Here is a 19749-nt window from a genome sequence, read left to right as displayed (position 1 = left end):
CACAGATTTGGGTCGTTAGCTCAGTTGGTAGAGCAGTTGACTTTTAATCAATTGGTCGCTGGTTCGAATCCAGCACGACCCACCACTCTGTGAATCAACATCGTAACATCCCAATACCGCAATAGTTCCTGAAAGTGATCCTTCAACCGTTTCCTAGTATAATAAGCCTCATAGGCTTAGTACTCACATATTCGGAATAATCATGGCCAACCTAGACGTAGTAGAACCTTTTCAGTTTGACTTTCCACCCAAGCCAGCACCGCTCACTGCGAGTGAGAAGGACGCTGCCCGTACGCGCATTAAAAAACTGCTGCAAGAAAAAAATGCAGTGTTGGTAGCGCACTACTATACGGACCCTGAAATTCAAGCACTTGCAGAAGAAACGGGTGGTTGTGTTGCAGATTCATTAGAAATGGCCCGCTTTGGGGCAGCGCATGAAGCAAAAAACCTTATTGTCGCCGGGGTGAAATTTATGGGCGAAACGGCGAAAATATTAACCCCACAAAAACGTGTGCTTATGCCCACCTTAGAAGCCACCTGTTCATTGGACTTAGGTTGTCCTGCAGATGCTTTTGGCGAGTTTTGTGATGCACACCCTGACCACACAGTAGTCGTGTATGCGAATACCTCGGCAGCAGTGAAAGCGCGGGCGGATTGGGTAGTAACCTCGAGCATTGCGCTCGACGTGGTGGAGTATTTAGACGCCAAGGGTGAGAAAATTCTGTGGGCGCCGGATAAGCACTTAGGCGGCTACATTGCGAAGCAGACCGGAGCTGATATGCTGCTTTGGAATGCAGCCTGTATTGTGCATGACGAATTTAAAGCGCGCGCGCTGCTGCAGCTGAAAGAGCAGTATCCCGATGCGGCAGTTTTAGTGCATCCGGAGTCTCCGGCAGCGATTGTTGATATGGCCGACGCGGTAGGTTCCACTTCGCAATTAATCAAAGCGAGCCAAACTCTACCGCATCAACGCTTTATTGTGGCAACGGACAAGGGCATTTTCTACAAAATGCAGCAACTGTCTCCGGAAAAATCGTTCATTGAAGCGCCGACTGGAGGCAACGGGGCAACGTGCCGAAGCTGTGCGCATTGCCCATGGATGGCTATGAACGGCCTAGCGGCGATTGAGCAAGCGCTAAGTACCGATGGCATAGCCCATGAAGTCCATGTAGACAGCGGGCTCGCTGAGCGGGCTATGAAGCCGCTCACGCGCATGCTGGAATTCAACCAAGGAAAGCGCTAATGCCAAAGCCTTTGTTGCTCTGGGTGGGATTTGGCGATCTCGGTCATCGGTCTGTCGCTTTTTTGCAACCTAAATTTGAGGTGATCGGCGTACGTCGAAGCGCTTCGAAAACGGACGATAACAGCGCTGGTGTTCGAGTTATCCAGGGCGACGCTCGCAAGCTCCAAGATTGGCTGAGTTGGTTAGCGTTAAAGCCACATACGGTAGTTATTTCGCTGACGCCCGGAGCATTTTCAGCTGAGGCCTATGAACAAGGTTATCTCAAGCCTATTCAAGAGTCTTGCAAAGCCATAACGCAAACCCAGTTTGCAGGGCAAGTTGTATTTATTTCGAGTACCAGCGTGTATGGCCAAACCCATGGCGAGTTCGTAGGTGAGGACTCACCAACTGAACCTGACGGTTTCTCTGGGCAGGCGATTCGTGCATGTGAACGAGTGCTGGAAGCGGCTCCAGTGAAGGTTGCTGTGTTACGTTGTTCGGGTATTTACGGGCCAGGGCGTACGCGATTAATTGAGCACATAAAAAGTGGGCAATATTCCGTTTCAGACAGTTGGACAAACCGTATTCATGCCACCGACGTGGCTCGCGCAATCGCTCACGTAATAGAACGCGACTTGGCGTTACCTACCGCCGCTTATTTCAATGTAACCGACGACATGCCGGTGCAGCAGGCGAAAGTAATGCACTGGTTAGCGGAACGACTGAATCCAGAAGCGAAGGCGCGTGTTACCGAGGGCTCTACGCGGGGAAGTAAACGTATTTCGAATCGGAAGTTAACGCAAACAGGATTCAAGCTTTACTACCCTAACTACCAAAAAGGATATAGCGAACTTATTGAGCATTAGCCATAACTTATGCTCTGTCGTAGTATAACGGCTATTGTTCCGACATCTAGGTTTGCTATGGTCTCTACGTCTCCGCTTACAGAACAACCGCAGAGCAAGTCTCTTCATGTGCTACTGGGGCCTCTGCTCGCACTATTGGTTTATTTCTTTTCAGTGTATTTAGGTATGCCACAACCAGCGGCATGGACATTATCGACCGTGGTTTGGGTCGGCTGGTGGTGGATTTCTGAAGCCTTACCATTACCAGTAACGTCTTTACTGCCCTTTGTTTTACTCCCCCTTGGTGGCATTTTAGACGCACGAGACGCAAGCCGTTCCTTGGGCGACCACGTTATTGTTTTATTTATGGGCGCATTTATGTTGGCGAAAGCCGTGGAAGCCAGTGGTGTTCACCGTCGGCTCGCCCTTAACCTCGTTTCCTTGATAGGAGCATCTCGAGCCAAGTTAATGATTGTGGCTTTTATGGTGGCCTCGGCGTTTATGTCGATGTGGATTTCTAATACAGCGGCTGTACTCGCCTTGTTGCCCGTAGCGCTAGCACTCGCGGAAGCGTCCAATCAGCACCGTTTTCAGCGTGCCTTGTTGCTCGGTTTGGCGTATTCCGCATCGCTAGGTGGTATTGCTACTTTAATTGGCTCTCCTCCAAATCTTATTTTTGCTTCAGTGTATGAAACCTATGCGGGCGAAAACTTTGGTTTTGCCCGCTGGATGACCATTGGCGTGCCTATGGTGATTATCGGTTTGCCGGTTATCGCATGGTGGCTCACCCGAGGTGTTCAGCTTGATTCACCACTAACCTTACCGTCGCAAGAGCAAATGACGGTTAATGAAAAACGGGTACTACTGGTTTTTGGCTCGGTAGTGGCCCTTTGGGTGTTACGCACTGAGCCCTTTGGAGGGTGGACAGGGTGGCTGGGTTTAAGCGGAATTGGCGACTCGACCATAGCATTAGCAGGCGTTGTTGCCATGTTCATTGTCAGTAACGGGCGCGGTGGGCGCTTACTCACCTGGGAACAAGCGATTAATATTCCGTGGGGAATTCTTTTGCTGTTTGCGGGAGGGATTTGTTTAGCCGCTGGGGTTATGGCAAGTGGTTTAAGTGACATTATCGGCGGTGCGTTAGCACAATTCACCGTGTTGCCGCTGTGGTTATTAATTTTCGGTATTGCAATTACGGTGTCGTTTTTAACGGAGGTGACCTCAAATACCGCCACGGCAACCTTGCTTATGCCCGTTCTAGCCGCGACCGCAGGGGCGGCCAATATTCCTATTGAAGTTTTGATGATCCCCGCGGTTATCGCTTGTAGTTGCGCGTTCTGTTTGCCTGTTGCAACACCACCGAACTCCATCGTTTTCTCGTCGAACAAAGTCACTATAAAAGAAATGGCTCGAGAAGGCTTTGTGCTCAATATTCTGATGGCGATTGTCACCACCATTGTGGTTCTGGTTTTTGTGTAATCAACGGTTAAAGAGGCAGTAAGAGTGAAGCGTTTTGTTTTTCCTATTTTGATGTCGGTGTATATGTCATTGTTGATGACAGGATTAATTACTTGGGTGAACACAGGCCTTGGGGAAGGTTTTATTGGGCGTTGGTGGACTGCGTTTTACATTGCATGGCCCATTGCATTTGTGCTCGTGTTCTTTGGCGCTGGAAAAATAAAGGCGCTGGCCGACAAGATTTCCGCTGCTTTTGCTTGATTAACGGCGCTGAATTCCCTAACATAGCGCCGCTTAAAGGATAGGTGGCCGAGCGGCTGAAGGCGCACGCCTGGAAAGTGTGTATACGGTAACCCCGTATCGAGGGTTCGAATCCCTCCCTATCCGCCAGATACTAAAAAACCGCCCTTGTGGCGGTTTTTTAGTATCTGATGATAGGTGAGGATTTGATGAGAGCCCTAGGGTTCGGCAAAACGGCAGGAAGCCGTTTTGTATGTTGCGAAGCAACACCCGTAGGGCGCACGCCATGGATGGCGTGCGTAAATCCCTCCCGGCAATGAGTAAAAAACCGCCCTTGTGGCGGTTTTTTAGTATCTGATGATAGGTGAGGATTTGATGAGAGCCCTTGGGTTCGGCAAAACGGCAGGAAGCTGTTTTGTATGTTGCGAAGCAACACCCGTAAGGCGCACGCCATTTCTCAAAATACTGTTGATAACAATTCGCATTTAGATTTATAATAAGGCCTCTTAGATGAGGTTTAGTATGTACGTGTGTTTATGCAAAGGTATTACAGACAGTGACATTGAGGCAGCGGTGAGCGAGGGCTGTCATAGTGTACGCGATTTGAAAAAATGCTTTGGTTTGGGCACCCAATGTGGGCGCTGCACTAGCCATGCCCGCGATGTATTGCACGACACCATTCATAACAATTTCCAACCCGTAGAAATTCACCCTGCTGCACATATCGACATAGAGGTCTGCTACACTTAGTATAGAGCTTGAGCTAAATTACTGGCGCATAGTAATGCGCTTAGTGAATTTTGCTACACATCAAATGCTGAGGTGCACTAATGACGTCTAACGCTACTGTTATCGCTGAACTAAATGCGGTTTTAACGCGTAAATTAACGGCAATTAACCAATATTTTTTGCACGCGCGTATGCTGCGCAATTGGGGCTTTGAACCACTGAATAAGGTGATTTATAAAGCGTCTATTGCGGAAATGGTGCATGCCGACAAAATTATCGAACGCATTTTAATACTCGAAGGGCTGCCGAACCTCCAAGACTTAGGCAAATTATATATTGGTGAGAAACCGGTAGAGGCTTTAAAGCTCGACATTAAAGTGCAACAGGCTGACGTAAATGCGATACGCGCATCGATTGCCGTGATTGAGACCGCGCAAGATTTCGTAACCCGAGATTTACTTACCGAAATTCTGGAGCAACAAGAAGAGCATTTAGACTGGTTGCAAACCCAAGTTGATTTAATTGAGCGGCTTGGCGCAGAGCGTTATTTACAAACCAAAATGGCGACTGCTTAAGTACGGTTGTTCCGAAGGAGGCGTTGAAAATGAGTAAAGTTATTGCAGCATTAAACACCCTACTCAAGTGGGAACTGACATCGATTGACCAATACACACGCAATTCGGCACTTTATGAAGACTGGGGATTTACTAAGCTTCATGCTCGGATTGCACATGAAGCAGACGACGAGCGGGGGCATGCGAAGCTACTTATTGACCGTATTCTACTTTTAGGTGGTAAACCCGATTTAGAAGCGCGCCATGCGTTGCCTCCAGCCGATGACGTTAAGCAGATGATTACCGCTGATCTCGATCTAGAGCTGGCCAATGCGAAAGACTTAAAAGCGTCTATTCAACTGTGTGAACAAGAGCAAGATTTTGTGTCTCGGCAAATGCTTGTTGGTATTTTAAAAGACACAGAAGAAGACCACGCCTACTGGCTCAAACAGCAGCTCAGGCTTATTGATACGCTTGGTCTTGAGCTTTATTTACAAGGGCAAGTTTAAGCACTGTTGTTGCATTAATTCAGCCGTCAGCAATCGGGTTCACGCGTTAACCATGCGTGAATCCCTTCTGCAGCCTTTCTGCCTTGTGCAATTGCCGTAACCACCAAATCAGCGCCCAGCACCATATCACCACCCGCAAAAACTTTTGGATTAGAAGTTTGCATGGGGTAGTTTGAGTGCACACTCGCCTTTATAAGGCTCCAGTCGTTCACTTCTATTTCGGCTTCGGTAACAAACTCTGGCGGGTTTGCTTGGTAGCCAAAAGCCAAGATAACGGCGTCGGCGGGCATTATAAATTCGCTTCCGGCGATTGGCTCTGGGCGTCTGCGGCCTTGCGCGTCGGCATTGCCTAACTCAGTGCGAATAAAGCGAACACCGATAACAGCGCCATGCTCCTGCTCAATCGCAATAGGCTGCACGTTGTACTCAAAGCATACTCCTTCTTCTTCTGCATTCTGTACTTCTTTACGAGAGCCGGGCATATTCTCAAAATCGCGCCGGTATGCACAGGTTACCGACTGAGCTTGTTGCCGTATGGCTGTGCGTACACAGTCCATAGCCGTATCGCCACCGCCAAGTACCACTACTGTCTTTCCCGAAAGATTAATTTTCGGGTAACTCGGCATGGGGGTTTCAATAAGTTCGGCGGTGTTGCCAATGAGGTAAGAGAGCGCCGGATACACGCCGTGAGCGTCCGCTCCTACTAGTTTTCCGTCGATAGCTTTGTAAGTTCCAAGGGCGAGAAAAACAGCGTCAAAAGAGTCGAGTAACGAAGAAAATGAGCGGTCGCTGCCAATTGTACAATTCAGTTCGAAGGTTATGCCCATACTCTCAAAAATTTGCTGGCGCCGCTTCATTACTGATTTTTCCAACTTAAAAGCCGGAATTCCGTAGGTGAGCAAACCGCCAACTTCTGGGTAGCGGTCGAACACTGTAGCGGCGATACCACGGCGGGCAAGAACGTCGGCACAGGCAAGCCCTGCAGGGCCAGCGCCAATAACGGCCACCTTATAAGGCAGGGCTGTAATGTGAGAAATGTCGGGGCGCCAACCTTGCTCAAACGCGGTGTCGGTAATGTATTTTTCAATCGCGCCAATGGTTACAGCGCCAAACTCATCGTTTAAGGTACAGGCGCCTTCACACAACCGATCTTGGGGGCATACGCGCCCGCAGACTTCCGGCAAACTATTGGTTTCATGAGAGAGTTCTGCAGCCTCAATAATTTTACCGGCGGCAGCGAGTTCGAGCCACTGCGGAATATAGTTATGAACTGGGCACTTCCATTCACAATAGGGGTTACCACAGTCGATACAACGGTCGGCCTGCCCGGCCACTTGTGTTTCGCCCATGGGGTGGTGAATTTCAACAAACTCAATAGTGCGTTGGTCAATGCTCCGTTTCGGCGGCTCTGCACGGCCTACGTCGACAAACTGATGGATGTTTTTATTCATTACATAACCTCCACCCGAATTTCTTCGGTACCGCGCGCTCGGCGCCCGAGCAAGTCTTCTACGTTGCTGCTCTTTGCCTTTACCACCTTAAAATGAGTTACTTGGCGTTCAAAGTCATTTAAACATTCGTGTGCTTTTATACTCTGAGTAAAGCGTTCATGTTCGTTGAGTAAGGCTCGCAAATGTTCCTTAAGGCGCTCGTGGCTAAGGTCGATGACCTCAACTAAGCCAGGGTTGATTTTTTGTGCTAGTTGCTTTTTAGGGTCGTACACCAACGCCAGTCCACCCGTCATTCCCGCGCCGAAGTTAATGCCTACTTCGCCGAGAATCACTACTACGCCGCCGGTCATATATTCACAAGCATGATCGCCAGTACCTTCTATTACAGCAGTGGCCCCGCCATTGCGCACAGCAAAACGCTCGCCTGCACGTCCTGCCGCGAATAGTTTGCCGCCGGTGGCACCATATAAGCAGGTATTGCCCATAATCACGGCGTTGCTGGCATTGAAACGAACAAGGCGTTGAGGCTGCAGGCTAATCAGGCCGCCCGCCATACCTTTACCCACATAGTCGTTGGCGTCGCCGCGTAAATGTAAATGTAGGCCTAGTGCATTCCATACTCCAAAACTTTGCCCCGCAGTACCGGTAAAATACAATTCAATGGCGTGCCCACTCATACCTTTTTGGCCGTGCTGCTGAGCGATAAATCCAGACAATCGAGCACCGACAGAACGGTCGGTATTAGCAATGGAAAGCCGATGTTGGCACCGCGAACGGCTGCGAATAGCTGCCTCGCAAAGCTGCAGTAATTGTTGGTTGAGTTCACCTTGGTCGTGCGGTGGGTTTGTTTCGGTGCAATGAACTGGTTTATCGGAAACTATGCCCGCTGCGGCCAAAATCGGCGCTACGTTTAAACTTGCGGGTTTGCTGTTTGCGCGTAGTTGCAAGGGTTGCAACAGGTCGGTACGACCAATTAAGTCGGTAAGTTTCTCAACACCGAGTTCGCGCAAATACCCCCGTACTTCTTCAGCCAAAAAGCGAAAATAACGCTCTACTTTTTCTGGTAAGCCGGTGAAGTATTTGTCCCGAAGTTGCCGATCTTGGGTAGCAACCCCTGTTGCACAGTTATTTAAGTGGCAGATACGCAAGTACTTACAGCCTAAAGCCACCATAGGGCCAGTGCCAAAGCCAAAGCTCTCGGCCCCCAAAATAGTGGCTTTAATTACGTCGAGCCCGGTCTTTAAACCGCCGTCTACTTGCAACCGAATTTTGTGGCGTAATTGGTTCACCACCAATGCTTCATGAACTTCTGCGAGCCCAAGCTCCCATGGTGATCCTGCATATTTCACCGAGGTGAGCGGACTTGCACCCGTGCCGCCGTCGTAGCCTGAAACGGTAATAAAGTCGGCATAAGCTTTTGCAACACCCACGGCAATAGTGCCTATGCCGGGTTCAGACACTAACTTAACCGACACCAATGCTTTTGGATTGACTTGCTTTAAGTCGAAAATAAGCTGGGCCAAATCTTCAATGGAATAAATGTCGTGGTGCGGTGGCGGCGAAATTAAGGTCACACCGGGAACAGAAAACCTGAGTTTGGCTATTTCTGCCGTCACTTTCTCACCGGGGAGTTGGCCGCCTTCACCGGGTTTTGCTCCTTGGGCTATTTTTATTTGTAAAACGTCGGCATTTACCAAGTAGTGTGGCGTTACCCCAAAACGACCCGAGGCAATTTGTTTAATGCGGGAGTTTTTTGCGGTGTTAAAGCGCACGGGGTCTTCTCCGCCTTCGCCCGAGTTTGACTGACCGCCAAGGTTATTCATGGCAATGGCCAGCGACTCGTGCGCTTCTGGGCTGAGCGCGCCAATCGACATGGCGGCGCTGTCAAAGCGTTCAAACAAAGACTCCGCCGGTTCGGGCTCTTGCTCCTTAGCAAGCGGGCCACTGCTTCTTAATTGCCAGAGATCTCGCAGCATTGACGGTGCGCGATTATTCACGGTGTCTTTGTAACGGTTGTAGGCTGTTTGATCATTAAAATTTACAGCATGCTGCAACTGCGTAACCACGTCGGGGTTGTATGCGTGATATTCACCGCCGTGCACATATTTAAGTAAACCGCCATGGGGGAGCCGTTGGTGGGCATTAAAGGTACTTTGATGAAGCTTCAAGGTATCGCTTTCGAGTTGCTGGTAAGTCACACCACTCATACGAAGGTGGCAGGTGGAAAAACAGCGCTGATGAATATTTCTTGCTACCCCTAAAAGCTCGAAAAGCCCGGCACCGCGGTAACTTGAAATCGTCGAAATGCCCATTTTTGAAAGGATTTTGAGTAAGCCTTTGGTAATGCCAGTGCGGAAATTAACTACGGCTTCACGTGCACTCAATTGAATTTTGTCGAGCTCGACCAACTGTTCTATGGTTTCGTACGCTAAAAATGGGTACACCGCGGTGGCACCAAGACCAATAAGAACCGCAAAGTGGTGCGGATCGCGGGCGCTAGCCGTTTCGACAATAATATTGGCGTCACAGCGAAGGTTTTGTTCAATCAATGCTTGGTGAACAGCGCCAACCGCCATGGCAGCTGGTACGGGAATATGTTGTTCGTGTAACTCGCGATCCGACAGCACTACAATAACAGTTTGCTGATGTTGAACAGCCTCAACCACTTGTTCACAGAGCCTTTGTAGTGCGGTTTCTAAAGGCGTTTCGTGGTAATTGTAATGCAGCGAGAACTTGTGCCAGCCATAGTGCTCACTGCCAAGCTCGCGAAGTTGCTGCATGTCTGTATACATTAGAATTGGCGAGTCAAAGACAACGCGATTTGCATAGCCTGAGGTTTCGTTAAACATGTTCTGTTCGCGGCCAATGCAGGTTGCGAGCGACATAACATGGCGTTCTCGAATAGGATCTATAGGCGGGTTGGTAACCTGTGCAAACTGTTGGCGAAAGTAGTCATAAAGAATGCGTGGTTGCGCTGACAATGCGGCAATAGGAGTGTCGTCGCCCATTGACCCCGTTGCTTCTTGCGCATCTGCTGCAAGCACCCGAATAACCTGCTCTATTTCCTCTCGGCTGTAGCCGAATGCTTTGTGGTACTGCGCCATCGTATCGTTAGTGAACAGGCGCTTACCAATGTGTTCGGCACTGAGTTGTTCAAAGGGCGTAAGGCGTTTTATGTGGTCGCGCAGCCATTGTGGGTAAGGGTGTCGAGACTGTAAATCTTGGTCTATTGCGTCGCTTTGCCAGATTTTTCCGGTATAGGTGTCTACAGCCATCATTTGCCCAGGCCCGAGTCGGCCTTTTTCCAGTACGTCACTTTCGGCGTAGTCCCAAATACCCACTTCAGAAGCAATGGTAAGTACCCGCTCATGGGTGAGAATGTAACGCGCAGGGCGCAAACCGTTACGGTCTAGCGAGCAGGCTACATGGCGGCCGTTGGTCATTACAATACCCGCAGGGCCGTCCCACGGCTCCATGTGCATGGAGTTGAATTCGTAAAAGGCGCGTAATTCTGGGTCCATGGTAGGGTCGCCTTGCCACGCCGGCGGAATAAGCAAACGCATTGCGCGGAATAAATCCATACCGCCCGCAAGTAACAGCTCCAACATGTTGTCGAGTGATGCACTGTCTGAGCCGCGCTCATTCACGAAAGGCGCGGCGTCTTGCAAGTCGGGAAGTAACGGTGAGTGCAATTTATAGCTTCGTGCTTTGGCCCACTGGCGATTGCCGGCAATGGTATTAATTTCGCCATTATGGGCTAGAAAACGAAAAGGCTGGGCGAGTGGCCACTGGGGTTGTGTATTGGTTGAAAAACGTTGGTGGAAAACACAAATGCTGGTTTGTAGGCGTGGGTCTTGTAAGTCTAAATAGAAGGTGGGCAAGGCCTCCGGCATCATTAAGCCCTTGTAAACAATGACGAGGCACGATAGCGAGGGGATATAGAACTGGTGGTCTTCCTCGAGTTGCTTTTCAATACGCCGGCGAGCCATGTAGAGCCTACGTTCCAAGTCTTTTTTTCGCCAGCCAGGCTGCGCAGACACAAATACTTGTTCAAGGTGCGGCTGGGTAGACGCGGCTATTTCACCGAGCACACTGGCATTCACCGGGGTTTGCCGCCAACCATGAACGGTGAGTGTTTCTTTGGCGAGTTCTTGCTCGACAATGCGTTTAGCGTGCTCACGCTGTTGTTTATTCTGGCTCAGAAATACTTGGCCTATGGCGAATTTTTTACCGAGCGACCAGCCGTTTTCAGCGGCGAGCTCGCGAAAAAAAGTGTCGGGTAGTTGCATGAGTAGGCCGCAACCGTCGCCGGTTTTACCGTCTGCACCAATGGCACCGCGATGCATCATACGCGCAAGTGCAGTAACTGCACGTTCCACGATAGTATGGCTACGCTCGCCGTCGAGTTGTGCTATTAAACCAAAGCCACAGTTGTCTTTTGTGTCATTTGCTTGCGTGTTGCTAGTGTACAGGCCCATGCTTGAATACCTCTCGCTGGTCAGTATTTCAGACTATCAGCCTTCGTGCTAAAGCGGTATTCGTTTGATGAATGCTCGAAATTAATCGTTTTCAGGCGTCTCTATATCGAACTCAGCCGGATAAACAACGTCTGCGATACGAATAACTCGGCGCGCGCTTTCTTCAAATAAAGCAATAATCTGTAGGTGTTTGGTGGCTGTGGGGGCTGTTATTTCATTGCTTTGTACAGCGCTTAAAAGCCGAGCCCGCTCCTGTTTTCTTGCTTGTTTTAGGGTGTCTAACAACGCATGACGCTGGTCGGTTGATTTCGCTTTTAATTGCCCGCTAGCAAATACCTCGAGCAGAATAGTGCGAATAGAATCGGGTACAGAAGCGTTGATCGTGGCTTCACCAAAGGCTTCAAGATCGTGCAATGAAGTACGTAACTCATTACATTCCTGAATAGCCCAGTTCAAGTTAATAAAGGTTTCAGACACACCCGACAAACCGTGTTGTGCCACTTTAATGCCGTACTCTTCAATAGTGCGCAACAGTACGCTGGTATTCACATACTCGGCGTCTTCGCCCATGGGGACCTGTGGATTGGATATTTTGCGGCCACGGGCCAGCAGCTGCTTAAATACTCGCTTGAGCTCAGAGTGCATTGCGCCAATGCCCATCGCCGGAATTTGCAGTACCGTGTTGTCGAGGTAGCGCGGTTTTTCTGAATTGCGTTCAGGTTGTTTAATCAGCCTTTCAACAAAGCGAATAAGTTTGTTCGACCATAACCACATTAAGAACAGCCCGAGCACGTTAAAAAGGGTATGGAACAATGCCAAGCCGGCACTAATATTTGTGCGGCCGGTTTCGCCGTCGGTAAGCGCTTCGGCAACAAACCAAAGCGGGACTAACAGAATTAATGCCACCACTGCAGTTGTGGCTTTTTCAATAACATGAATAAGTGCGAGGCGCCGGGCATTTGCGGTTGCGCCAATGGTGGTAAGTAGCGACGTTGCCGTGGTGCCAATATTTGCGCCAATAATTAAAGCTGCGCCGAGCAATGGGGTAAGCACACCGGTAACAGACGCCGTGAGAATTATGGCAATGGAGGCGGAGGAAGACTGAATGAGCGCAGTAAGAATAGCGCCTACCAATACGCCAATTACAATGCCAAGCCCGCCAGCGGTTCCGAGTTGTTCCATCGGGATCCACTCGGCAACACCGTCGAAAGCGTCTTTGAGTAAGCCTAAGCCGAAAAATAGAACCCCAAAGCCGGCAATGGCCAAGCCAATATGCTGTGTCCGACCTTTACTAAAAAGTAGCTTGAGTAGCATACCAATACCGATAAGTGGCATAGCAAATGCGCTGACATTGAGCTGCAAACCAATAATTGCGACTATCCAAGCTGTCATGGTGGTGCCGAGGTTGCTGCCGAACACTACCCATGCAGCTTGCCGCAGCCTTAGCATGCCGGCGTTAGTGAAGCCTAGTGTGGTTACAATTACCGCGCTAGAAGACTGTACCACGGCAGTTAGCCCGAACCCCGTGAGCGCCGCGCGCAGGCGGGTTTGGGTGGAGCGTTCGAGAAAGTCATTAAGTTGGTGACCCGCAGCACTTTTCAAACCTTCGGTCATCATGTGCATACCAAGCAGCAGCAGCCCTAAGCCGCCTAAACTCATTGAAAGGGTAACAAATTCCATAAATTCTCCGATAATCCCATTCAGGGTATTATTGCGACTTGGTTCGGTTTTAAGCAAGCGATTGACTTCATATTTATATATGGCAATATGTGAATATGAATGAGATGAGAATACCCCTTATGCAAACAGAACGACGGCTGCAGATGCTGAAAGCGCTCAGTGATGAATCGCGACTACGGCTTATGTTGCTAATATTTAGTCAAAAGTCTTTATGTGTTTGTGAACTCGTCGATGCTGTTAACTTGCCACAGCCTACCATATCTCGGCAGCTGAACATTTTGAAACAAGCTGGGCTAGTTGACAGTGAACGGCGAGGGAAGTGGATGCACTATGGGCTAAAATCAGAGTTAGAGCCGTGGCTGCAGGAGCTTTTAATCACGTCGTTGCCACTAGCAGCTTCTATTATCGAGCAAAAGTCGAATTGGTGTTTAACTGAGAAAAAGGGCTGTTAATGGGTACGTTTGAACGCTATTTATCTGTCTGGGTCCTGCTTTGTATTCTTGCGGGCTTAGTGCTCGGTGTTTTAATTCCGGATATTTTCGGTCTGATAGCAGGGTATGAGATCGCTCAGGTAAACTTAGTCGTGGGTGTTCTGATCTGGGCAATGATCTTCCCAATGATGACGCAAGTTGATCTGCCATCGCTGAAGCGTGCTACGCGAGAGCCAAAAGGGTTAATCATTACTTTGGTGGTGAATTGGCTAATCAAGCCTTTTTCCATGTTTGGCTTGGGCTATGTGTTTTTCTTTGTGTTTTTCAAAAATTGGATTTCCCCTCAAGATGCCAATCAATACTTGGCCGGATTAATCCTGCTGGGCGTTGCTCCTTGCACTGCTATGGTTTTTGTTTGGAGTCAACTAACGCGGGGCGATGCCAGCTACACCTTACTTCAAGTGTCTTTGAATGATGTCATTCTGATCTTTGCATTCGCACCTATTGCTGCTTTACTGCTCGGACTGACCGATATCACTGTACCGTGGCAAACGTTAGTTTTGTCGGTAGTGCTATACGTAGTCATTCCTCTCATTATGGGATGGATTGCGCGGCATTGGAGTTTGTCTAAAGGGGGAGCCCCCGCCTTACAGCGCTTACAAGAGCGCATCAAGCCAATGGGTATGATTGGACTTTGTCTCACCGTCGTGCTTCTTTTTGGGTTTCAGGCCAATGCGATTATAAAACAGCCTATGGCGATGGTACTGATTGCCGTACCTTTGGTCATTCAAACCTACTTTATCTTTGTTATCGCATTTATTGCAGCTTACCTTTGGCGCCTCAGGCCGCAAATTGCAGCGCCAGCATGCTTGATTGGAACCTCTAACTTTTTTGAGCTTGCAGTTGCGGTTGCCATCGGGTTGTTTGGTTTGAGTTCGGGGGCTGCGCTAGCCACGGTAGTGGGCGTATTGGTTGAAGTTCCCGTAATGCTCTCACTCGTGGCATTAATGAATAGATTATCCCCGCGACTGGAGGCCCGTTCTACAGCGAGATAAAGCCGAAAAGGAGGTCTATATTCACAGGGAGTAATGAAAATTTTCAACGAAAAAGGAAAAATTATGAGCAAAGTAATTCGGGTAGGTATTAATGGCTTTGGGCGCATTGGCCGCTTGGCCTTTCGTGCGGCGTACAACTGTTCAGAGTTTGAAATTGTGCAGGTGAATGACCCGGGGGCAAATAGCGAAACCTTGGCGCATTTACTCGAGTTCGATTCGGCGCATGGTCGTTGGAATCGAAGCATGAGTAGCAGCGACGGAAGTTTCACGGTAGACGGCAAAACCGTGCGTTGTACCGCCGAGCGTGATATCGCGAATACCGACTGGTCAAATTGCGATATTGTAATTGAGGCTTCGGGCAAAAATAAAACGACAGACGCACTGCAAGATTACCTCGACCAAGGGGTAGACTATGTGGTGGTAACAGCACCGGTAAAGTCAAAGTCTGTGCCGAATATTGTGGTGGGCGTGAACGATGAAGAGTTCGACCCCAAAATACACACAATTGTAAGCGCTGCGTCGTGTACCACAAATTGCTTGGCGCCTGTGGTAAAGGTTATTCAAGAGCAGTTTGGTATTAAACATGCCAGCATGACCACTATTCATGCCCTTACCAACACGCAAACTATTTTAGACGCACCCCACAAAGATTTACGCAGAGCAAGAGCCTGCGGCGAGTCGTTAATACCCACAACTACCGGTTCTGCAAAAGCCATTGTAAGCATATTCCCGGAACTTGAAGGCCGTATTAATGGGCATGCTGTGCGGGTGCCTATTATGTGCCCGTCGCTTACCGATGTGGTGTTTGAAGTTGAAACGCCAACGACAGTACAAGCGGTGAATGCAGCACTGAAAAAGGCCTCGGAAGGCGAATTAAAAGGCATTTTAGGCTATGAAGAAAAGCCGCTGGTGTCGATTGATTATAAGAGTGACCCGCGGAGTTCCATTGTTGACGCTCTGAGCACCATGGTGGTGAATGGCACACAAGTGAAAATATATGCTTGGTACGACAATGAATTTGGTTATGCGCAGCGTACTGTCGATTTGGTGCAACGCATAGCGCAAAGTAAAAAATAATAATGAATATTAAGCAATACTTGGTTATTACCGGAAACTACTGGGCGTTCACCCTTACGGATGGCGCCCTTCGTATGTTGGTAGTGTTGTATTTCCACCAGCTCGGCTATGCACCGCTCGAAATCGCAGCCTTGTTTCTGTTTTACGAGGTTTTCGGCGTCATCACCAACTTGGTCGGTGGTTATTTGGGTGCACGAATTGGTTTGAATCGAACCATGCAACTCGGTTTGGCATTGCAAGTGCTGGCTTTGCTGGCGCTGACGGTCCCAGTGGAATACCTGACCGTTATTTGGGTTATGGCTGCGCAAGCCTTATCTGGTATCGCCAAAGACTTAAATAAAATGAGCGCAAAGAGCGCCATAAAGCTCTTGGTGCCAAACGATGCGCAATCCACTTTATATAAATGGGTTGCTATTTTAACCGGCTCGAAAAATGCTCTGAAAGGCGTGGGGTTTTTTCTCGGTGGCGTGTTGTTAACTTGGATCGGTTTTGCTGGCGCCATGTGGGTTATGCTCACAGCCTTGGCGTTGGTCTTTGTGCTCAGCATGATTTTGCTCACCAGTGAGTTGGGTGTAGCAAAAGCCAAGCCTAAATTTAAAGCTTTGTTTTCTAAAAGCGCTCCGATTAACGTGCTTGCGGCCGCGCGCTTGTTTTTGTTTGGCGCGCGCGACGTATGGTTTGTTATTGCCTTGCCTATTTTCCTCAGTGCTCAATTCGATTGGGATCATTGGCGCGTTGGTGCCTTTTTGGCTATTTGGGTTATTTTTTATGGCTTTATTCAAGCCATTGCTCCACGCATTACCGGCACCCATACACGTACCTCTATTTGGGCGGCATTATTGGCTGTGGTTCCTGCTGTTATTGCGCTGGGTTTAACGGTTGATTTATCTTGGCTTAGTCCGCAGTGGGTTATTATTGCTGGTTTGCTGCTATTTGCCTTGCTGTTTGCGATTAACTCTTCCCTCCACAGCTATTTAATTATTCGCCATGCGCGGGCCGACGGAGTTTCTTTAGACGTTGGTTTTTATTACATGGCAAATGCTTTAGGCCGCTTGGTGGGTACTGTGCTTTCCGGTGTTGTTTTCCAATACGCAGGGCTGGTCGCTTGCCTCTGGGTAAGCTTTGCTTTTCTGATAGCAAGTACAGTTGTTGTTTCCTTTATGCCAGGCCCTGAAAAGCGACACGAGATTGCTGAAGGCCATTAGAATGAGTGGTACACTGCCGCGGTTATTTCGTTTCCTTTTTGAGGGGGGATTAAGTGCCCGCGGTATCTGCAACCGACAACCAGCTCACCACACGCCATAGTTTTCGCTTGCCGGCAAAGGCATTACAGCTTGTGGAAATTCATAGCGAGCATCAGCTCGAACATGTTGAGCTTGGTTCGCCATGCCTTATTTTGGGCGAAGGCACAAACACTCTTTTTGTTGAAGACTTTCAAGGCCAGGTGTTGGTCAACAAGTTAGCCGGTGTCCATATTGTTGAGTATAAACACCACTGGAGTGTTTCCGCAGCCGGTGGCGAAAATTGGCATCAATTGGTGTTAACGCTCCACGCTCGCGGTATCCACGGCTTCGAAAACTTGGCGCTGATCCCAGGCACAGTGGGTGCCGCGCCGGTACAGAATATTGGCGCTTATGGTGTTGAGGTGGCCGACTTTATAAAGTCTGTAGAATTCTATTCGCTTTGTGAGCGAAGCTTTCAATGCTGGACTGCGGCAGAGTGCGAGTTTGGCTATCGTAGTAGCCGCTTTAAAACCGAAGCAGAAGCGTTACGCTTTATTACCTTGGTTCATTTTGAAATACCAAAAGCTTGGCAACCGGTGCTGTCGTATGGTGAACTGCAACAATTAGCAACGCCGGCAAAGGCTGCAACGCTGTTAAAAGCGATAATACAGATTCGCAGCGCAAAGCTGCCAGATCCAACCCAACTGCCGAATGCCGGCTCTTTTTTTAAAAACCCAACGGTAAGCAACGCACAAGCCGAAGCTCTGAAAGCAAAATTTCCTGCAATGCCAATCTTCCCAATAGGCGATAAACACGCGAAATTGGCTGCCGGCTGGCTTATTGAGCATGCAGGCCTTAAAGCATTGCATGTTGGGGCAGCTGCGGTGCACAAGCAGCAAGCTTTAGTTTTGGTTAATCATGGTGGGGCTACGGGGGAGCAAGTGCTTAAGCTTGCGGCCGACATTCAGCGCTGTGTGCTTGAAAGATATGGCGTGGAGCTTGAACCTGAAGCACGGTTGATTGGTCGTAACGGATTGTTATCAAGCTTAGTGCAGGAAGGCTTAACACCATGAATGACGCCGATTTAATTCAATTGCTCGCCGACGGTCGCTTTCATTCTGGCTCTTCTTTGGGTGAGGCGCTGGGCGTAAGCCGAATGGCGGTCAATAAGCGTATCGACAAGCTGGCCACAATTGGGCTCGATATTTTTCGCGTGAACGGCAAAGGGTACCGGCTTGCACAGCCCTTGCAGTTGCTACAGTTCAATGAGGTTCAGCAGTATTTACCACATGAACTGCACCATCTACCCCTAACGCTAACGCCCATTACCGGTTCAACCAACGACGACTTACGTGCTCTATTGAATGGTAGCACCACACCGCGCCGCGGCACTACGGTATTGGCAGAAATGCAAACTGCAGGCCGCGGGCGGCGTGGCAAACCATGGTTCTCTCCCTTTGGCAGTAACCTTTATATGTCGATGTATTGGCCGTTACAGCAAGGCCTAAACGCGGCAATAGGTATGAGTGTGGCATTGGGTTTGGAACTTGCCCTGTGGCTAGCCGAGCAAGGTATTGAGAAGGTTTCGGTAAAGTGGCCAAACGACGTATATATTGACCAAAAAAAGGTAGCGGGTATTTTGGTTGAGCTCGAAGGGCAGGCCGACGGGGAAGGTATAGCTATTGTTGGCATTGGGCTTAATTTAACCATGCCGGAAACCGCGCTCATTGATCAACCGTTCACCACCGTACAGCAACATAAAGAACAACCCATTAATCGGAACCAATGGGCCGCCGCGTTGGTTAGCACCTGCTACCGTGCATTAGCCGAGCATGATCAGCATGGTTTAAGCCAAGTGGTAAAACGTTGGCCCGAGTTTGATCGGTTTTATCAGCAGCCTGTACGAGTCGTGTTGGGGCAACATGAATACAGCGGCGTTGGCCGCGGTATCGACGAAATGGGCGCATTTTTAGTCGACCACAAAGGCCAGTTAAAGCGTTATTTTGGAGGTGAAATAAGTGTTCGAAGCACAACCCACCCTATTGATTGAGTCGGGTAACTCGTCTTGGAAGGCGGCGCGTTTAAGAGCAAACGCGCTGGAATACTGTAGCCGAGGAAGCGACTTTGGAAGCCTCCGCAACTGGTTACGCGAACGTCCTGAGCAACGCATTGTGTTGGCTACTGTCGGCGACGAAAACGACGCTGTTTTGCTGGTGAGTGAACTGCAGCAGCGTGGTTACGAGATTTATCGGGTACAAACCAGTGACATAACCCATTTCACCCATTGCTATACTATGCCTGAAAAGTTAGGGGTAGACCGTTGGCTCACTATGGTGGCTTTGCGAGACCGGCCTTTGCCCGTGGCTATTGTTGACGTAGGAACAGCGATTACGCTCGACGTTATGAATATAGGTGGTGTGCATTTGGGCGGATGGATAGCCCCTGGTTTTCTGCTAATGCAAGAGTCACTCGTGAGCCGTAGTCGTCGGCTAGCAGTGCACGAGCATGAACCTCAACATTTGCTTGGAACAAGCACCGAAGAAGCGATTAGCTTGGGCTGTGCGGCGGCACTGCAAGGCTTTGTTGAGCAAGCTATTCAAACGGCGAATGGAGTACTCAATAGGCAACCTTACGAGTTGTACCTTACCGGTGGGGGGGTGCGGCATTTAAACCTTGCTCAATTACCGCCGCATCAATTAAGGCCTCACCTAGTATTAGAAGGCTTGCAAGCATGGGCAAAAGAACGGCTTTAATTTCCTGTTGAGCTGCCGATATAAAGAACAGGCAGGCAGTCGCC

General features: G+C 49.3%; 17 protein-coding genes and 2 tRNA genes. 16 read left to right on the top strand and 3 right to left on the bottom strand.

Going from position 1 to position 19749, the window contains the following annotated elements; translation table 11 throughout:
* The first annotated feature begins 9 nt into the window (after positions 1–9).
* The 9 genes from DQW12_RS12290 to bfr (DQW12_RS12250) all read left to right on the top strand — a co-directional run bounded on the left by DQW12_RS12290 (position 10) and on the right by bfr (DQW12_RS12250) (position 5557).
* Positions 10–85, top strand: a tRNA-Lys gene (locus DQW12_RS12290).
* Positions 86–202: 117 nt separating this feature from the next.
* Positions 203–1243 carry a quinolinate synthase NadA gene (gene nadA / locus DQW12_RS12285; protein WP_113908157.1) on the top strand — a complete coding sequence of 347 codons (1041 nt, stop codon included), beginning with the start codon at positions 203–205 and terminating at the stop codon, positions 1241–1243.
* Positions 1243–2088, top strand: a complete 846-nt coding sequence (locus DQW12_RS12280) for an NAD-dependent epimerase/dehydratase family protein (RefSeq protein ID WP_113908156.1) — start codon at positions 1243–1245, stop codon at positions 2086–2088. The genes nadA and DQW12_RS12280 overlap by 1 nt, the downstream gene beginning before the upstream one ends.
* Before the next feature lie 57 nt (positions 2089–2145).
* On the top strand, positions 2146–3546 hold the full coding sequence (locus DQW12_RS12275) for an SLC13 family permease (protein WP_113908155.1): 1401 nt from the start codon (positions 2146–2148) through the stop codon (positions 3544–3546).
* A gap of 24 nt (positions 3547–3570) precedes the next feature.
* Complete coding sequence (locus DQW12_RS12270) at positions 3571–3786, top strand: DUF2798 domain-containing protein (RefSeq protein ID WP_232819982.1); 216 nt, start codon at positions 3571–3573, stop codon at positions 3784–3786.
* Between the two features lie 38 nt (positions 3787–3824).
* A tRNA-Ser gene (locus DQW12_RS12265) sits at positions 3825–3915 on the top strand.
* Positions 3916–4275: 360 nt separating this feature from the next.
* Positions 4276–4515: a bacterioferritin-associated ferredoxin gene (locus tag DQW12_RS12260; protein ID WP_232819980.1), complete on the top strand. Its 240-nt coding sequence runs from the start codon at positions 4276–4278 to the stop codon at positions 4513–4515.
* An 80-nt stretch (positions 4516–4595) separates the two neighbouring features.
* The gene (gene bfr / locus DQW12_RS12255; RefSeq protein WP_113908153.1) at positions 4596–5069 is read left to right on the top strand and encodes a bacterioferritin; all 474 of its coding nucleotides are present in this window, start codon (positions 4596–4598) and stop codon (positions 5067–5069) included.
* Positions 5070–5098: 29 nt separating this feature from the next.
* Positions 5099–5557, top strand: a complete 459-nt coding sequence (bfr, locus tag DQW12_RS12250) for a bacterioferritin (RefSeq protein ID WP_113908152.1) — start codon at positions 5099–5101, stop codon at positions 5555–5557.
* A gap of 26 nt (positions 5558–5583) precedes the next feature.
* On the opposite strand, the gene DQW12_RS12245 is transcribed toward bfr (DQW12_RS12250), so the two are convergent.
* From DQW12_RS12245 to DQW12_RS12235, 3 genes are all read right to left on the bottom strand, one after another.
* Positions 5584–7008, bottom strand: coding sequence for an FAD-dependent oxidoreductase (locus DQW12_RS12245; RefSeq protein WP_113908151.1), 1425 nt, complete (start codon positions 7006–7008; stop codon positions 5584–5586).
* Entirely contained in the window at positions 7008–11486 is a 4479-nt protein-coding gene (gene gltB / locus DQW12_RS12240) for a glutamate synthase large subunit (RefSeq protein ID WP_113908150.1), read from the bottom strand. The genes DQW12_RS12245 and gltB overlap by 1 nt, the downstream gene beginning before the upstream one ends.
* Positions 11487–11567: 81 nt before the next feature.
* The gene (locus DQW12_RS12235; protein WP_113908149.1) at positions 11568–13166 is read right to left on the bottom strand and encodes a Na/Pi cotransporter family protein; all 1599 of its coding nucleotides are present in this window, start codon (positions 13164–13166) and stop codon (positions 11568–11570) included.
* 95 nt (positions 13167–13261) lie between these two features.
* On the opposite strand from DQW12_RS12235, the gene DQW12_RS13800 reads away from it, so the two are divergent.
* The 7 genes from DQW12_RS13800 to DQW12_RS12200 all read left to right on the top strand — a co-directional run bounded on the left by DQW12_RS13800 (position 13262) and on the right by DQW12_RS12200 (position 19705).
* Complete coding sequence (locus DQW12_RS13800; RefSeq protein WP_368732019.1) at positions 13262–13618, top strand: ArsR/SmtB family transcription factor; 357 nt, start codon at positions 13262–13264, stop codon at positions 13616–13618.
* Entirely contained in the window at positions 13618–14652 is a 1035-nt protein-coding gene (gene arsB / locus DQW12_RS12225; protein WP_113908148.1) for an ACR3 family arsenite efflux transporter, read from the top strand. Before DQW12_RS13800 ends, arsB begins: the two co-directional genes overlap by 1 nt.
* A gap of 63 nt (positions 14653–14715) precedes the next feature.
* The gene (locus DQW12_RS12220; protein ID WP_113908174.1) at positions 14716–15729 is read left to right on the top strand and encodes an ArsJ-associated glyceraldehyde-3-phosphate dehydrogenase; all 1014 of its coding nucleotides are present in this window, start codon (positions 14716–14718) and stop codon (positions 15727–15729) included.
* A gap of 2 nt (positions 15730–15731) precedes the next feature.
* On the top strand, positions 15732–16934 hold the full coding sequence (gene arsJ / locus DQW12_RS12215; RefSeq protein WP_113908147.1) for an organoarsenical effux MFS transporter ArsJ: 1203 nt from the start codon (positions 15732–15734) through the stop codon (positions 16932–16934).
* Between the two features lie 53 nt (positions 16935–16987).
* On the top strand, positions 16988–18025 hold the full coding sequence (murB, locus tag DQW12_RS12210) for a UDP-N-acetylmuramate dehydrogenase (RefSeq protein ID WP_113908146.1): 1038 nt from the start codon (positions 16988–16990) through the stop codon (positions 18023–18025).
* Positions 18022–19002 carry a bifunctional biotin--[acetyl-CoA-carboxylase] ligase/biotin operon repressor BirA gene (gene birA / locus DQW12_RS12205; protein WP_113908145.1) on the top strand — a complete coding sequence of 327 codons (981 nt, stop codon included), beginning with the start codon at positions 18022–18024 and terminating at the stop codon, positions 19000–19002. The genes murB and birA overlap by 4 nt, the downstream gene beginning before the upstream one ends.
* A complete protein-coding gene (locus tag DQW12_RS12200; RefSeq protein ID WP_113908144.1) occupies positions 18971–19705 on the top strand; it encodes a type III pantothenate kinase in 735 nt (244 codons plus the stop codon). The genes birA and DQW12_RS12200 overlap by 32 nt, the downstream gene beginning before the upstream one ends.
* Positions 19706–19749 lie beyond the last annotated feature (44 nt).

It is taken from the genome of Aliidiomarina celeris (assembly GCF_003316875.1).
GTDB classification, from domain to species: domain Bacteria; phylum Pseudomonadota; class Gammaproteobacteria; order Enterobacterales; family Alteromonadaceae; genus Aliidiomarina; species Aliidiomarina celeris.
This window is presented reverse-complemented; position numbering and strand designations above follow the sequence as displayed.

Coding starts and splice junctions, on each gene's coding strand:
- DQW12_RS12280 (WP_113908156.1), top strand. CDS start 1,243: ATGCCAAAGCCTTTGTTGCTCTGGGTGGGATTTGGCGATCTCGGTCAT.
- DQW12_RS12245 (WP_113908151.1), bottom strand. CDS start 7,008: ATGAATAAAAACATCCATCAGTTTGTCGACGTAGGCCGTGCAGAGCCG.
- DQW12_RS13800 (WP_368732019.1), top strand. CDS start 13,262: ATGAATGAGATGAGAATACCCCTTATGCAAACAGAACGACGGCTGCAG.
- DQW12_RS12260 (WP_232819980.1), top strand. CDS start 4,276: ATGAGGTTTAGTATGTACGTGTGTTTATGCAAAGGTATTACAGACAGT.
- DQW12_RS12235 (WP_113908149.1), bottom strand. CDS start 13,166: ATGGAATTTGTTACCCTTTCAATGAGTTTAGGCGGCTTAGGGCTGCTG.
- arsB (WP_113908148.1), top strand. CDS start 13,618: ATGGGTACGTTTGAACGCTATTTATCTGTCTGGGTCCTGCTTTGTATT.
- bfr (WP_113908153.1), top strand. CDS start 4,596: ATGACGTCTAACGCTACTGTTATCGCTGAACTAAATGCGGTTTTAACG.
- birA (WP_113908145.1), top strand. CDS start 18,022: ATGAATGACGCCGATTTAATTCAATTGCTCGCCGACGGTCGCTTTCAT.
- bfr (WP_113908152.1), top strand. CDS start 5,099: ATGAGTAAAGTTATTGCAGCATTAAACACCCTACTCAAGTGGGAACTG.
- nadA (WP_113908157.1), top strand. CDS start 203: ATGGCCAACCTAGACGTAGTAGAACCTTTTCAGTTTGACTTTCCACCC.
- DQW12_RS12220 (WP_113908174.1), top strand. CDS start 14,716: ATGAGCAAAGTAATTCGGGTAGGTATTAATGGCTTTGGGCGCATTGGC.
- arsJ (WP_113908147.1), top strand. CDS start 15,732: ATGAATATTAAGCAATACTTGGTTATTACCGGAAACTACTGGGCGTTC.
- DQW12_RS12275 (WP_113908155.1), top strand. CDS start 2,146: ATGGTCTCTACGTCTCCGCTTACAGAACAACCGCAGAGCAAGTCTCTT.
- gltB (WP_113908150.1), bottom strand. CDS start 11,486: ATGGGCCTGTACACTAGCAACACGCAAGCAAATGACACAAAAGACAAC.